16 protein-coding genes are annotated in these 13,855 nt (G+C 66.7%); 14 read left to right on the top strand and 2 right to left on the bottom strand.

All coding sequences use genetic code 11. From position 1 onward, the window contains the following. Nucleotides 1–129 precede the first annotated feature (129 nt). The 11 genes from CRJ03_RS06445 to CRJ03_RS06395 all read left to right on the top strand — a co-directional run bounded on the left by CRJ03_RS06445 (nt 130) and on the right by CRJ03_RS06395 (nt 10,550). Entirely contained in the window at nt 130–2,091 is a 1,962-nt protein-coding gene (locus CRJ03_RS06445) for a TonB-dependent receptor (protein WP_165375269.1), read from the top strand. 1 nt (nt 2,092) lies between these two features. After that, a complete protein-coding gene (locus tag CRJ03_RS06440; RefSeq protein ID WP_104018079.1) occupies nt 2,093–2,824 on the top strand; it encodes a (2Fe-2S)-binding protein in 732 nt (243 codons plus the stop codon). Then, on the top strand, nt 2,817–3,581 hold the full coding sequence (locus CRJ03_RS06435; RefSeq protein ID WP_104018078.1) for an ABC transporter ATP-binding protein: 765 nt from the start codon (nt 2,817–2,819) through the stop codon (nt 3,579–3,581). The genes CRJ03_RS06440 and CRJ03_RS06435 overlap by 8 nt, the downstream gene beginning before the upstream one ends. Before the next feature lie 11 nt (nt 3,582–3,592). Then, a complete protein-coding gene (locus CRJ03_RS06430; RefSeq protein ID WP_165375268.1) occupies nt 3,593–4,477 on the top strand; it encodes an iron-siderophore ABC transporter substrate-binding protein in 885 nt (294 codons plus the stop codon). Continuing rightward, a complete protein-coding gene (locus CRJ03_RS06425; RefSeq protein ID WP_104018076.1) occupies nt 4,474–5,367 on the top strand; it encodes an ABC transporter substrate-binding protein in 894 nt (297 codons plus the stop codon). Before CRJ03_RS06430 ends, CRJ03_RS06425 begins: the two co-directional genes overlap by 4 nt. Continuing rightward, the gene (gene fhuB / locus CRJ03_RS06420; protein ID WP_104018075.1) at nt 5,364–7,322 is read left to right on the top strand and encodes a Fe(3+)-hydroxamate ABC transporter permease FhuB; all 1,959 of its coding nucleotides are present in this window, start codon (nt 5,364–5,366) and stop codon (nt 7,320–7,322) included. The genes CRJ03_RS06425 and fhuB overlap by 4 nt, the downstream gene beginning before the upstream one ends. Before the next feature lie 155 nt (nt 7,323–7,477). Beyond that, nucleotides 7,478–7,933: a hypothetical protein gene (locus CRJ03_RS06415; protein WP_104018074.1), complete on the top strand. Its 456-nt coding sequence runs from the start codon at nt 7,478–7,480 to the stop codon at nt 7,931–7,933. Next, nucleotides 7,930–8,607 (top strand): MotA/TolQ/ExbB proton channel family protein, encoded by a 678-nt coding sequence (locus CRJ03_RS06410; RefSeq protein WP_439126622.1) that lies wholly within the window; start codon nt 7,930–7,932, stop codon nt 8,605–8,607. Before CRJ03_RS06415 ends, CRJ03_RS06410 begins: the two co-directional genes overlap by 4 nt. Beyond that, nucleotides 8,600–8,980 (top strand): biopolymer transporter ExbD, encoded by a 381-nt coding sequence (locus CRJ03_RS06405; RefSeq protein ID WP_206018320.1) that lies wholly within the window; start codon nt 8,600–8,602, stop codon nt 8,978–8,980. The genes CRJ03_RS06410 and CRJ03_RS06405 overlap by 8 nt, the downstream gene beginning before the upstream one ends. Beyond that, on the top strand, nt 8,977–9,363 hold the full coding sequence (locus CRJ03_RS06400; RefSeq protein WP_104018073.1) for an ExbD/TolR family protein: 387 nt from the start codon (nt 8,977–8,979) through the stop codon (nt 9,361–9,363). The genes CRJ03_RS06405 and CRJ03_RS06400 overlap by 4 nt, the downstream gene beginning before the upstream one ends. Nucleotides 9,364–9,380: 17 nt before the next feature. Next, nucleotides 9,381–10,550, top strand: coding sequence for a TonB family protein (locus tag CRJ03_RS06395; protein WP_240611582.1), 1,170 nt, complete (start codon nt 9,381–9,383; stop codon nt 10,548–10,550). A 183-nt stretch (nt 10,551–10,733) separates the two neighbouring features. Here CRJ03_RS06395 and CRJ03_RS06390 read toward each other — a convergent pair whose 3' ends face one another. Next, nucleotides 10,734–11,111, bottom strand: coding sequence for a phage portal protein (locus CRJ03_RS06390; RefSeq protein ID WP_338066339.1), 378 nt, complete (start codon nt 11,109–11,111; stop codon nt 10,734–10,736). Between the two features lie 166 nt (nt 11,112–11,277). On the opposite strand from CRJ03_RS06390, the gene CRJ03_RS19845 reads away from it, so the two are divergent. Further along, nucleotides 11,278–11,490: a phage tail assembly chaperone gene (locus tag CRJ03_RS19845; protein ID WP_165375267.1), complete on the top strand. Its 213-nt coding sequence runs from the start codon at nt 11,278–11,280 to the stop codon at nt 11,488–11,490. 630 nt (nt 11,491–12,120) lie between these two features. Here CRJ03_RS19845 and CRJ03_RS06380 read toward each other — a convergent pair. Beyond that, nucleotides 12,121–13,164 (bottom strand): IS5 family transposase, encoded by a 1,044-nt coding sequence (locus tag CRJ03_RS06380; RefSeq protein ID WP_104018116.1) that lies wholly within the window; start codon nt 13,162–13,164, stop codon nt 12,121–12,123. A 261-nt stretch (nt 13,165–13,425) separates the two neighbouring features. On the opposite strand from CRJ03_RS06380, the gene CRJ03_RS19840 reads away from it, so the two are divergent. Further along, nucleotides 13,426–13,593, top strand: coding sequence for a hypothetical protein (locus CRJ03_RS19840; RefSeq protein WP_165375266.1), 168 nt, complete (start codon nt 13,426–13,428; stop codon nt 13,591–13,593). 86 nt (nt 13,594–13,679) lie between these two features. Then, nucleotides 13,680–13,835: a DUF3309 family protein gene (locus tag CRJ03_RS06375; protein ID WP_104017245.1), complete on the top strand. Its 156-nt coding sequence runs from the start codon at nt 13,680–13,682 to the stop codon at nt 13,833–13,835. The last annotated feature ends 20 nt before the right edge of the window (nt 13,836–13,855 follow it).

The raw sequence follows: 13,855 nt of genomic DNA, 5'->3' as shown, positions 1-13,855 counted from the left end.
CGATCACGATCGGGGGATCAAGGAATGGAACTACAGCGGCCCTTGGCCGTCTGCCTGGCAGCTTTGACCGCGTTTCCGGCTATCGCGCAGACGACTAGCGAAGAAGAGACCGTAGAGCTAGGCACGATCATGCTCGAGTCGGCGACTCGGACCGAAACACCGGTAGATGAAACCACCCGTTCGGTCACCGTGGTGGATCGTGAGACGGTGCAGGAACAGCGTCGCGTCGACAACAATATCGGCGACATCCTGTCCAAGCAGGTGCCCGGCTTCAGCCAGAGCACCGAGGCCAACACCGATTTCGGCCAGACGTTGCGCGGCCGCACCTTCCTGACGCTGATCGACGGCGTGCCGCAATCGACGCCCCTGCGCGACGGGCGCCGCTCGCTCAACTCGATCGGGGGCGAGGCCATCGAGCAGGTCGAGGTTATCCGTGGCGGCACGGCGATGTATGGCTTCGGCGCCACCGGTGGCCTAGTCAACATCATTACCAAGCGACCCGAGGACGGGGAATTCAACCTTGAAGTCGGCACCGGTCTCAGCTTCTCCACCGAGCATGGAGACGACTCGCTCAACTGGGAAACCAACCTCAACGCGACGGGGCGCACCGGCAGGCTCGACTACGTGTTCAGCGGATCGTTCCTGCAGCGCGGCGGGCGTTTTGACGCCGATGGGGACCGCATCCCGGCGGACCCGGTCGGTGCGCAGGGCGGCATCGCCGACAGCGACACGACGAACCTGATGTTCAAGCTGGGCTATCAGCTGGACGAGGATCAGAGGCTCGAGGTCAGCACGCTCTATTACGACATGGCGCAGGACAGCAATTTTGCCGGGATCAGCTTTGCTGGCAATCCTGACACGGATACCAAGACCCCGGCGCTGCGCGGCAATTTCAACCCGGTCGATCCTGGCACCGAAAACCGCAACCTGAGTCTCACCTACACCAACGAGGATCTGCTGGGCAGCAGTGTTGATCTGCAATTATACCATGCCGATATCGACGTCGTTTACAGTAAGTTCCCGGGCTTCTCGCAGACCCGGATCGCCTCGAAAAAACACGGCGCGCGGCTGACGGTGGAAACACCGGTGACGCTCGGCGCGTCAGGCTTCGACGTGATCTGGGGCTTCGACTACCTGCACGACGAAACCGAGCAGACCGCGACCGACGGGCCCAACACCTCGCCCTTCCTGGAACAGGACGCCTATGCCGGTTTCGTGCAGGTCAACGCGCCCGTGGGCGAAATCGGCAAGCTGAGCGGCGGCGTGCGCCACGAGATCATCGACGTGGACGTGAGCGATTTCACGCGGGCCGATGGCACCTTCGTGCCCGGCGGCAAGCTGGAATTCGACGAGACGCTGTTCAATGTCAGCGGCACGCTCTACCTCAGCGACCGCACCGATCTCTATGCGGGGTTCTCGCAGGGCTTCACCGTGGCGGATATCGGGCGCTCGATTACCGACAACACCTTCGCCACCACGAGCGAGGCCAAATCCGAGGCGCAGAAGACCGACAATTACGAGATCGGCCTGCGCACGAGGCAGAATCGCTGGGATGGCACCGTCGCGGTATTCTTCAACGAATCCGACAACGGTGCCACGTTCGACCAGAACCTCAACATCGTGAAACAGCCCGAGCAGATCTACGGCGTGGAGGCTACGCTCGATGTCTACGCGACCGATACGCTGACGCTCGGCGGCACCTTCACATGGCTGGAGGGCGAGGTTGATTTCGATGGCGACGGCAGCTTCGAGGAGGATCTGCCCAGCACCCGGATCGCACCCGCCAAGATCACTGCCTATGCCGATTACGCACCAAACGACAAATGGCGCGCCCGGTTCCAGGCGCTTTATTCGGGCGAGCGTAACGTCAACAGCACCCAGTTCGGCGGCACCAGCGATATCGACGATTACCTCGTCTTCGACCTCTACGGCGAAATCTACGACGTCGCGGGCGGCACGGTGGAGCTGGGGATCGATAACATCTTCAACGCCGACTACACGCCGGTGATCAACCAGGCCTACGATCTCAGCTTCGCCTATGCCCGCGCGCCGGGGCGGACGGTCTCGATCGGCTATACCAAGCGGTTCTGAGATGGGCTGCGAGGGCGCATCGCTCTCCACGGGGCTCCCGCGCCTGGCGCGGGAGCTTCACGCCGTTCTGCCGGGCTATGCCTTATGTGGTGCGGGGGCAGGGGCCTCGCCTGCACATGACGCGGACGTGGTCGGGCGGGTTATCGCCGGGATAGGTATCGACGGCGGTGCGGCCTATGTCGCGATGCGGGCCTGGAACGTGCTGATCTGGCAACCGGTCATGGTCGCCGTGCTATGTGCCGAGGCTGAGGGGCGTGTGGCGGCGGTGGATCGGTCCGCTTTTCGCATGGGGCCGCCCTTCGGCTGTCATCTGAGGCTGTTACCGCAATGGGCCGGGGATATCCGCCCCGTGGCCGCCGCTCACCTGAGCCGCTGCACTACCGCCGTTCTCGACGCCCTGGCGCAGCGTGTGCGCCTGCGCCGGGAACTCGCGCGACGCCAATTGGCCGACCGGGTGCTGGGTGTGCTCCACCGCCGCGCAATGCTGAGCCTTGCCCCGGTCGCGGCCACCCGCGAGGCGGCGGCGGGCTGGCTCGCAGCGCTCGATCTGGAAGGACTGAGCGCGCTCGAGCCGATGCTGCTCGACGACGGCTCCGAGGGGCTGTGGCTCTGCCGCCGCTCCTGTTGCCTTGAATACCAGGTCACGCCAGATTTTCTCTGCGCGACCTGCCCTCGGCGGGCGCGCGCGGCCCGTATCACCCTAAGCCGGGAGGAGTGGCAGGCCCATGTTTGAACTCGACGACCTGCGCGTCGCGCGTGACGGACGCGAGATTCTACGCGTAGACCGACTGTCGCTCGGAGCCGAAGGGATGACAGCGGTCCTCGGGCATAATGGTTCGGGCAAGTCCACGCTGATGGCGTTGCTTGCGCGGCAGATGCGCCCTGATGCGGGCCGGATCATGCTGGAGGGCCGCCCGCTCGACCTCTACCGGCAGAAAGAGCTTGCGCGGCGTGTCTCCTTCCTGCCCCAGCGCCTGCCGCCGGTCGCCGGGCTTAGCGTGCGCGACCTCGCGGGGCTTGGCCGGTTCGCCTGGCGCGGCGCGCTGGGGCGGATGGGGGCCGCCGATCAGGCGGTGATCGCGCAGGCGATGTGCGACACGGGCTGCGAAACGCTGGCCGATCACCTGGTCGATACCGCCTCGGGCGGCGAACGGCAGCGCGCCTGGATCGCCATGCTGCTGGCGCAGGAGGCGCCGGTGCTGCTGCTGGACGAGCCTACTGCGGCGCTCGATCTCGCCCATGCCTACGAGGTAATGGCGCTTCTGCACCGGCTCAGCCGCGCGGCGGCGCGGCATGTCATCGTGATCCTCCACGACATCAATCTCGCCGCGCGTCACGCCGACCGAATCGTCGCGCTGAAAGCGAGCCAGGTGGCCTTTGACGGCCCCCCCGAGGCGCTGCTCGACCCGGAAGTGCTGCGCGATCTCTACGGCATCGAGATGACGCTGCTGCCCCATCCGGGCGGCCCGCCACAGGCTGTGGTGGCCTGAAAGGACACATGATGCGATACGCGCTTATCTGCCTCGCGCTTTCCCTGATGCTGCCTTTTGGGACCGCCCGGGCAGAGCTCGCCCCACCCGAACGCATCGCGGCGCTGAGCTGGTCGCTGGCGGAGCTGCTGATCGAGCTCGATGTCCGCCCCGTGGGTGTGGCCGATGTGGCGGGATACCGGCAATGGGTCGTGCATCCTGCGCTGCCCGAGGACATCCCCGACCTGGGCCTGCGGCAGGAGCCCAATGTCGAGCTGCTGGCGGCGCTTGCCCCCGACCTCATGCTCGCCTCCGACCAGCAGGCGGACCTCGTGCCGGTGCTGGAACGGATCGCGCCGGTGCGGCTGATCGACGGGTTCGACGCCGCGCAGGACAATGCAGGCGCCAGCCGCGCCGCCTATCTCGATCTCGCGCGGCTGACGGGACGCGAAGCGCTGGCGCGCGACCGGCTGGCGGCGCTTGACGCGCGGATCGCGGCGGCGGGGGAGCGGGTGCGCGATCATTTTGGCGGCCCGGTGCCACCGGTATTACCGATTCGCCTGCTCACACCCGAGAGCCTGCGCTTGCATGGCGCGAATTCCATGGTGCTCGCGGCGCTGGAGGGGATGGGACTGGAGCATCCCGCGCCGGGAGACCCCACCGATTGGGGCTTCGTGCAGAAGCGTGTCGAGGATCTGGCGGATTTTGAGCGCGCCATCGTGGTGCAGATCGGCCCATTCGCTGAGCGGGACGCGCTGGAGGCGCGGCCGATCTGGCAGTTCATGCCCTTCATCCGAGCAGGTCGCTATGCCGAGACTCGTCCGGCCTGGACCTTCGGCGGTGTCTTCTCGCTGGGCTACCTGGCCGAGGCGCTTGCTGATGCGCTACTCACCATCGATCGGGAGGCCGTGCGATGATACGGGCACTCACGGTTCTACTCCTGCTTTGCGCCGGGCTTGCGCAGGCCGGGCCGGTCACCGTCGAGGATCGCCGCGGGGCGCAGAGCTTCGCAGAGCGGCCCGAACGTGTTGCGGTGCTCGACTGGGCGCTCGCGCAGCAGGTGCTCGATCTCGATGTCGTACCGGTGGCGGTGCCCGAGATCGCGCTCTATTCCGAATGGGTGGCAACGCCGCCGATCCCCGACATGGTGGCCGACATAGGCCGACGCGACGCGCCTGACCTCGAACGGCTCGCGGCGCTGGCGCCGGACGTGATCGTTATCTCCGATGCGGCCCCCGCGGATGTGGCGCGGCTCGAACGGATCGCGCCATTGCTGGCCTTCGACGCCTTCGATGCCGGGCATGACAATATCGCGGCGGCACGGCGCATATACCTGACGCTTGCCCGGTTTCTCGATCGCGAGGCGCTGGCGCAGGCGCGGCTTGCGCAGATGGACAAGGAGATCGACCGGCTCGCCCGTGATCTGAGCGACGGCCCAATCCGCCGTGCGGCGATCATCCGGCTCAATGATGCCTCGACGATCTGGGTGTATGGCGACAATTCCTTTGCCCAGGCCGCGCTCAACCGGCTGGGGATCGGGAATGCCCTGCCACAGCCCCCGAGCCGATGGGGTGTGGCGCAACGCCCGCTCGACGTGCTAGCGCAGGTCGAGACCGGCGCGGTGCTGGCCATCCGGCCGCATGGTCCGGGTGCCGCGGTTTTCGAGAGCCCCGTCTGGCGCTTCCTGCCCGCCGTGGCCGGGGAGTGTTTCGCCGAGATGCCGCCGCTCTGGAGCTATGGCGGCATCTTGTCGCTCGGCCGCCACGCGCAGGCGATCCACGCCGCGCTGATCGCGCTCAACCCATGATCCGCGCCGCGTTGATCGGGGCGCTGGTGCTGGTCGTGGCCGGGGTGCATCTGGCGGCGGGCAGCGATCTCGCCCTGCCGCGCATGGCGGCACTGTTCCTCGGGGCCGAGCCGCAGGCCTTTGCCGATGTGCAATTCACCCACGCCGCCCTGCCGCGCCTCGTGATGGCGCTGCTCTGCGGGGCGGCACTCGGTCTCGCGGGCAGCCTCTTTCAGCAACTCACGCAAAATCCGCTTGCAGCCCCGCTTACCCTCGGGGCGGCGTCAGGCGCGTGGCTCGCGCTGGTAGTGGCCACGCTGCTCTTTCCCGCGTTGGCGGCGGCACACGGCGAATGGGTGGCCTTCGCCGGGGCCGCAACCGCCTTTGGCCTGGTGGTGGCTATCTCTGGGTTGCGCGGTCTGACCGGGATGAGCGCGGTGCTGGCGGGGATGGCGGTGAATCTGCTCTTCGGCGCCATTGCGGCCACCATCGTGCTCTTGCAAAGCCCCTATTTCGGGCATCTCTTCATCTGGGGCGCGGGCGATCTGGGGCAGTCGGGCTGGGACAAGGCGCTCTGGCTCGCCCTCCGCCTCCTGCCATTGCTGGCGCTGTCGCTGCTCTTGACGCGTGGTCTCGCGCTCCTGCGCACCGGGGCTGAGGGGGCCGAGGCGCGCGGGCTGTCACTGCTACCGTTCCTTGCAGTCGCGGCGGGGCTTGCGCTCGGTCTGACGGCGCTCGCGGTGGCGGCGGTGGGGCTTATCGGCTTCATTGGGCTCGTGGCTCCAAACCTCGCGCGCTTTGCCGGGGCGCGGCTCCCACGCGCCGAACTGCTTGCGAGCATGGGGCTCGGGGCGGGGCTGTTGCTGGCCACGGATCTGTTGGCGCTCTTCGCAAACCATCTGACGCGTGATCTGGTGCCGAGCAGCGCGGTTGCCGCGCTGGTCGGTGCTCCGGCGCTGATCTGGCTGATGCGGCGCAGGCTGGGGGTCGGGGATCAGGCTGTCTTCCGCCTGCCGCCGGGGCCTGCGCGCGTGCCGCGCCTCGCGTGGCTGGGCCTCATGTTGACCGGGCTCGCCTTCACCCTCGCCGCGCTCACGCTCGGGCGCACCGAGGACGGCTGGCAGGCGCTGTGGCCCACGGCGCTCACCTTCGATCTGCGCTGGCCGCGGGTGCTGGGCGCGGCGGCGGCGGGGCTGGCCATGGCGCTCTCGGGCGTGGTCCTGCAACGGCTGATCCGTAACCCGCTTGCCAGCCCCGACATCCTTGGCATGACCGCCGGGGCCACCGTCGCGCTCGTCGGAACGGCGATCATTGGCGGCGGTTCGATCCACGAGGTCGGGGCGGGCATTGCAATCTTCGGCAGCCTTCTGGTGCTGCTCCTCCTGCTCGGGCTAGGGCGACGGCACGGGCACGCGCCAACTGTGCTGGCGCTCACCGGCATCGCGCTTGCCGCGCTACTCGATGCGCTGGTGAAGGTGGCCCTCGCCGCCGGAAGCCAAGATAGCTATGCCATTCTCGGCTGGCTTGGTGGTTCGACCTACCGGGTCACGGAGGCGGAGGCGGGGCAACTCCTGCTCGCAGCTCTCCTCGGGTTGGGACTGGTGCTGGTGCTGCGTCGTTGGCTCACGCTCCTGTCTGCTGGCGATGACATGGCTCTGGCGCGAGGGCTGTCCCTCAGACTGGCGCGGCCTGTCTGCCTCACGCTTGCGGCGGCACTCGCGGCGCTGGTCACCTCCTGGTTGGGGCCGGTAGCGTTCGTTGGGCTTCTCGCCCCGCATGCGGCGGTGATGCTGGGCGCGCGCCGGGTGGCGGCGCAGGCGTTGATGGCGGGGGGTATCGGCACGGTCTTGATGGTCGGCTCGGACTGGCTGGGACGGATGGCGCTCCATCCGATGCAGTTGCCCGCAGGCACCGTGGCCTCGGTGCTGGGCGGGAGTTATTTCCTGTATCTCCTGGTGCGGCGCAGGGTGCTGTGATTGCGCGCTGCGATACTTGACTTTTTTAGTCGCGAAACTGTAAGGGATCAGGAAAACGCGGCCTCCGCGCCGCGCATCCTCGACAGACCGTGCCAGCCTCGCGCCAGCCATGCGGTTCCCGTTCACCCCGTTCAGGGGAAGGAAAGGATCATGCCATGACCGCGCAGAGTCGCATTATTTCCCGCCTCGCGACGGCCCTCGGAATCGCCGTGCTCGGCCTCCCGCCGCCAGTATCGGCGCAAGAGACCGACGAGCCCGCGCCCAGCCTTTCGCTCTCGCTCAACACGGTCGGTGCCACCGAGGCGGGGGGATGTCGGCTGACCTTCGTGGTCCGCAACGATCTCGGCGCCGAGATCGAGAGCCTGGTGGCCGAGGCGGTGCTGTTCGATGCTGACGGCCGCGTGGCGACGTTGACGCTCTTCGATTTCGGCACGTTGCCGGCAAACCGCCCGCGGGTGCGGCAGTTCGACCTTTCGGGGCTGTCCTGCGACGGCATCGGTGAGGTTCTCGTCAACGGCATCGGCACCTGCGAGGGCGATGGCATGACGCCTGACGCCTGTCTGAACGGGCTGCGCCTGTCGAGCGAGACCGGGATCGAGGTGACGGGATGACCCGGATGGATGCAATGATCGACCGGCTTCGTGGATTCATCGAAATGGGCGGGCCGGTGATCGCGCTTATCGGCGCGATCTCGGTGGTGACGCTGGCGGTGATCCTTTACAAGCTGTGGCAGTTCCGCGCCTCCGGCGTGGGGCGGCACCATGCACTGCGTGCCGCCGTGTCGGAATGGGACCGAGGCGAGACCCGTGCCGCGCGTCGCTCGCTGGAGGGCTCGTGCAGCTATCTCGCACCGGTGATCGCCCGCGCCTTTGCCGCCGATCCGAGCGACGCCAAGGCCACCCGGCGGATCGAGGCCGAGGCGGAGGCGCGCTTCGCCCGGCTCGAACGCGGTTTCCGCTTTCTCGACACGGTGGCGCAGGTGGCCCCGCTCCTGGGCCTGTTCGGAACCGTGCTGGGCATGATCGAGGCGTTCCAGGCGCTGCAATCGGCAGGCTCCCAGGTCGATCCGTCGCTCCTTGCGGGGGGGATCTGGGTGGCGCTGCTGACCACCGCCGCCGGTCTGGCGGTGGCGATGCCCGCCTCGGTGGTGCTGTCGTGGTTCGAATCACGCATCGCCGAGGAGCGCGCACTCGCCGATCATGCGTTGAGCGTGGCGCTGGGCCCCGACGGGCGCACAGCGCCACAACCCGTGGCGCAGGGCCGGGTGGTGCCCCAAGGTGCCTAGAGCCCCGTTCCGGCGGCGCAAGCTGTCGCTGACCTCGCTGATCGACGTGATCTTTTTGTTGCTGTTGTTCTTCATGCTGTCCTCGACCTTTTCGCAATTCTCGGAAGTGGACCTTTCGACCGGGGGGGCAGGGCAGGCGGCAGTGGCCGGAACCCGGCCGATCTTCGTGCAACTGCGCGCGGAAGGGGTGCGGGTGAATGCACGCGAGGTGGCACTCGACGGGCTGGAAGAGGCACTCGGACCCTTGATCGACAGCGAGTCGCGCGCGTTGGTGAGCGCCGGGGCGGAGGTCACCGCACAACGGCTAACAGACCTGCTGCTCGCATTGCGCAGCATTCCGGGCCTTTCGGTGCAGGTGTTGGTGCCGTCATGAGAGCGCCCACGCTCCGCACCCGCCGCGAGCCAACCATTGCGCTCATCAACATCGTGTTCCTGATGCTGATCTTCTTCATGGCCGCAGCCACGCTCGCGCCGCCGCTCGATGGGGAGTTGAAACTGGTGCGCACCGTCGAGCTGGAGGGGCGCGCGCCGCCCGATGCGCTGGTGATCCATGCAGATGGGCGGCTTGAGTTTCGCGGCGACCCGGTGGTGAGTGTGGCGGCCTACATGGCCCGTTCCGAGACCGGCGAGGATGGCACAGTGCGCATCGTCCCCGATGCCGACCTGCCCGCCGCTGATCTTATCCGGCTGGGTGCGGCGCTGCGCCGGGCCGGGGCCGACCGGGTCGTGATGGTCACCGAACGGGGGCTGCAATGATCCGCCGCTCGCGCGTGATGCTCGCATGCTGCGCCGGGGCCGCGCTGGCGCTGCACGGTGTCGGATTGTGGTTGTCCGAGACGCCTGCAAAGATCGAGATCGCGGGTAGCGCCGGTGCCATGGAGGCCACGCTCGGCAGCAGCTTTGCCGATATGGTGGCGGGGGCGGCGCAGCCGGTCTCGAACGCCACCGTGACACCGAACCGCCAAGCAGACGAGGTTGTGGACCCGACCGAGCCGGGTGAGGCGTTGGGTCCAGACACCCCACGGGCGTCCACTGTGACGCCGCCTGACGATCCTGCGGAGCAGCCGCCACCGGAGCAGGCCAAGACTTCGCCGCGGCCCGATCGGCAGGCGAGCAGGGCGCCGCAGGAAACCGCCGGGACCGCACGCTCCGAGGCGGTCGCGCCGCAAGCGGCCCCCACGGAGACCGCCCTGGTCCCAGCGCGCGCGGACTTGGCCGAGACCACCGCACCGGTCCTGCCCGCCAGCAGGGTCGAGGTATCAAAGGCCTCACCGACCGCAACTCCGCGTAATGCCGCCGAGCCGGTGAAGTCCTCTGTCCCCGCCGCGGTGCCTCCGGCCGACCGCCCCGAGCGCGTGCTACCCACGCTGGTCGCCGCGACGCCGCGACGCGACACCCCCGAGGCCGCCGAGGTGGCCCCGAAAGAGGTGGTCGAGCCGGACCCCGGGGCTGAGGAGGGCGTGCAGGTCTCGCGTCGTCCGCAGGCCCGTCCCCGCGAGATCGAAGAGGTCGCCGCGGCCCGCCAATCGCCCGAGCCCGAGCAGCGCGAGCTCAGGTCGCGCAGCACCTCCGGCAACAACGCCACCCGGGACGCCACAGTCGGCAGTGCTACCGGGCGCGAGAGCGCCGCAGCCGCGCGGCAGGGCAGCGACACCGCCCGCCGCAGCGAGACTCAGGGTAACGCCGCGGCCAGCAACTATCCCGGGCAGGTCATGCGCCACCTTGCCCGTGTGCCACGTCCGCGTGCAGCGGCGCGCGGGGCCGCGCTGGTTCGGTTCACCATCGCGGCGGGCGGACGCCTGGCTTCCGTCGGGCTGGCGCGGTCTTCTGGCTCGGGCCGGCTCGACCGCTCGGCGCTGACCGTTGTGCGCCGCGCCGCCCCATTTCCTGCCCCGCCCGCCGGCGCGCAACGCAGCTTTTCCGTCAGGATCGAGGGGCAGTAGACATGCTATCGAGCCAATACTCTCGCGAAAGCGAAAACGATGTCTTTAGCCAGAAAGAATATGATCGTCAGCAGCCCAAAAATTCCCTTTAGCTTGACGGTCTCTTCGGCATTCCGCCCAACCAGCGTCCGTCGGCAGCGTAGGGGACAGTTATGACAACGGCAGCGGCACCAGCAACCCGTCTTAGGCCCGGCGCGGGCGCAGCCGCACGAAGCATTCGCCCGCGACGAACATCTCGCGCGCGACCATGGCCTGCAAACCGTAGAAATCCGTCAGCCCGTCCGCATCAGCCTCGTCGGTCCAGGCAAGCCAGAGCCGCTGAACGCGGTCGCGCAGCTCCGCGTCGTCGATCAGCGACGATGGCTTGATGCCGTCGCCGACCACGTTCGCGGCAAAAGCCTCGCAGGCATTTGCCGCATACCCGTTGGTGACCACCAGTTCGCAGGCGCGCGCCAGCAGCTTCGGGCCGCTCGACGCCACCAGCGTGTTGATGTTTTCCAACGGCGGGTTCCAGCCCCGCAGACGGCGTTTGGAAATAGCGCCTTCAAGGCGATCGCGCACCGTACCAGGGTCCCCTCGCAAGGGTTTCCGGCGCAAGAAGTGGAAAAAACGCATGTCTTGGGTCAGATGCCTTGGTAAAGGCGCGAGGAGAGGGTTGACAGGATCCGACAGCAACCACGAAGATTTCTGTCATCATGCACGTCGTAGATCTCCCTGGTCCTTGAAAATGAAGCAGACGTCCGCAGCCCCGGAGGAGCTTGCCGAGCTCACTCGCCAGCGACTTCTGGCGGCCACGGATTGGATCGAAGCCTTCCCGCCAGCCACCGCAAACGTGCAGGCCTGGATGGAATACAGAAGCAGCCTGGAGCAGCTTCCCAACGATCCAGCCTGGCCAGATCAGATCGTGTGGCCCGAACCACCAGGAAACACGCGCATTTGACACTGAAACGCTAGAGGCCGCATCCAGAGCGGCCACAACCATCACGCCTGCGATGATGCCCAGAAACAGTGTCTGGAACGAACCGCGCTCAATCATGGAGAACCATCCCGCCAGTGGCTTGGCGGCTAGCGAGATGAATACCATTTTCGGTTGGTCATCTGACATTTGGCGCGCTTGCCTTTCTGGTGATAGAGGGCCTCAAGGGCCCATCGGATCTCCTGAGGGATGCTCATGATCTCACATGGGCTGGCGGGTGAACCGAACGACCCTGGGAAGGACCGTGCCAGATGTCACGCCGTGGGCGCTGCCAATCTCGATACCGGCCTTCGGCACAGACACGCCAAGCGGTTTGATGATCCCGGTCGGTTTGAAAAGGTGCAGAAGATCCTTCCCGGGCGCGGCGCAGGATACGACCCGAGACGACTTTAGGTAGAATAGATGTCGGCAAGACTGATGGGCACCTCGATTTTTGAGGGTGCTCACGCTGGTGGGGCAGCAGTTGGGCGCGGACGGTGCCTGGATGCCGTCGCCTGGTTGAGGTTTGCGGCTCGCCGTCTCGCTGCGTCGCGCTCCCGGAGGGCTGGTTTTTTCACGCCGACGGCCTGACCGGCCCTTGCGCTTGCCGTTTCGTCACGCCGGGCACGGTCTCAGGCGCCGCAGCTGGGTGAGGCGGCGCATGTTGTAGGCGAGGTTCTTCATCCCGATCTTCGCACGGGCCCGCACCAGGCCGATCGTGCGCACCAGGGTGCTGCCCATGTCGTTGGCTTGCGCGCCGAAGACGTGCTCGACGCGCACGCGCGCGGTGGACTTGGTCCGGTTGCTACCCTTGGCCTGTGCGGTCAGCGGCTTGCCGCGTCGGCCCTTGCGGTGGATGTGGCTTTTCAGTTTCCGGGCGCGCAGCTTCGCCTCCATCCCCTCGGACCGATAGGCCGCGTCAGCCCATACGCCGGAGCCGGTATTGCCCCCCATCAGCAGATGGTCCACCGCCTGGCTGTCGTGCTGGGCCGCGTCGCTGACATGCCAGCGCCGGATCAGCTTGTGCCTGCGATCCACGTTGACGTGGTTCTTGTAGCCGTAGTGGCTCTTGCCATGTTTCTTCGTCCAGCGGGCATCGGTGTCCTTCTGCGACCGCTTCGCGGGTTTGTCTTCCCAATCCTCGGGCTTCTCGCCGTTCTTGATCTCCTTGTTTTCCGCACGCGTGTTGTGGTTGCACGGTACGGCCACAATCGACGCATCGAGGATCTGCCCGCCCCGGGCAATATTGCCCTGCTGCGCCAGAAAGCCGTCGAATTGGCTGAACAACTCCTCGACCTTGCCTGCCTGCGCCAGCCCTTCGCGATAGAGCCACACCGTCTTGGCGTCGGGAACCCGATCCTCCAGGCCGAGACCGAGAAACCGCATGAAGGAGAGCCGGTCGCGGACCTGATACTCGATCTGGTCGTCCGACAGGTGATAGAGCGCGCTCAGCACCAGCGTCTTGAACATCAGAACCGCGTTCATCGGCTTGCGTCCGGCGCGCGACTTGCGCTCTGTCTCGCGCTTGCGCCAGACGCGCTCGAGCGTCGGGCGAAACTCCTCCCAAGGCACCATGGCGTCGATCTCGACCAGCGGGTCCCGCTTGGCATCGAGGCTCGCGTAGCGGTCTGAAAGATCAAAGAAACTCATCTGCGCCATCGTCTTGCTCCGCTTGTCGAACACCTGTGGCTTCCTACCTCGGTGGCTAGGTCAGGACCATTATTCGAGGTGCCCTGATGTGGGTTAGTGCCGCGAGGGCCGCAATCCGCAAAGATATGCATAGACGGCTGGTATCGCCCTCGCCCCTGCAGTCGGAGGATCGCCGATCCGATAATGACCACGTCAAACGAACCGTCAGGCAGGAAAAGATCGCGCTGCCGATGATCCGAGGCCGACCAATCGGCGAGACGCCAAAGTGTAATGATCGTGACGAAAGAACAAAAAAGAGAAGGCGCCGATGAATCTCTGAAGATTGCCAACCGATGGATCGAGATCAAGTCCAACACGGTCTGTGACAGAGCAAGCAGGATCGACGGTCGGTTCAAACAAGTATTCGGCGAGATGCAGGCCGACCCCAACCGGGGCTGACGCCGCCGCCGAATGGTCCTGCCGCGCCTCCCCCTCCTCAGGCGTGGCAGGGCCGCCAATTTTCAGATCAGGAAAAGGATAGCCACATGCTCGGCACCATTCTCATCGTTGTGCTCGTGCTGGCGTTGCTTGGCACGCTTCCAACGTGGGGTCACAGCCGGTCCTGGGGCTATGGTCCCAGCGGTGGGCTCGGGCTCATCCTGGTGATTCTTGTCGTTCTGGTTCTGACCGGACGTCTTTGACCGATGGGGTGGCGCGCGGC

The sequence above is a fragment of the Roseovarius nitratireducens genome, from assembly GCF_002925845.1.
In the GTDB taxonomy this organism is placed as follows: domain Bacteria; phylum Pseudomonadota; class Alphaproteobacteria; order Rhodobacterales; family Rhodobacteraceae; genus Roseovarius; species Roseovarius nitratireducens.
The sequence above is the reverse complement of the archived record's forward strand: the minus strand, read 5'-3'. Positions and strand labels throughout refer to the sequence as shown.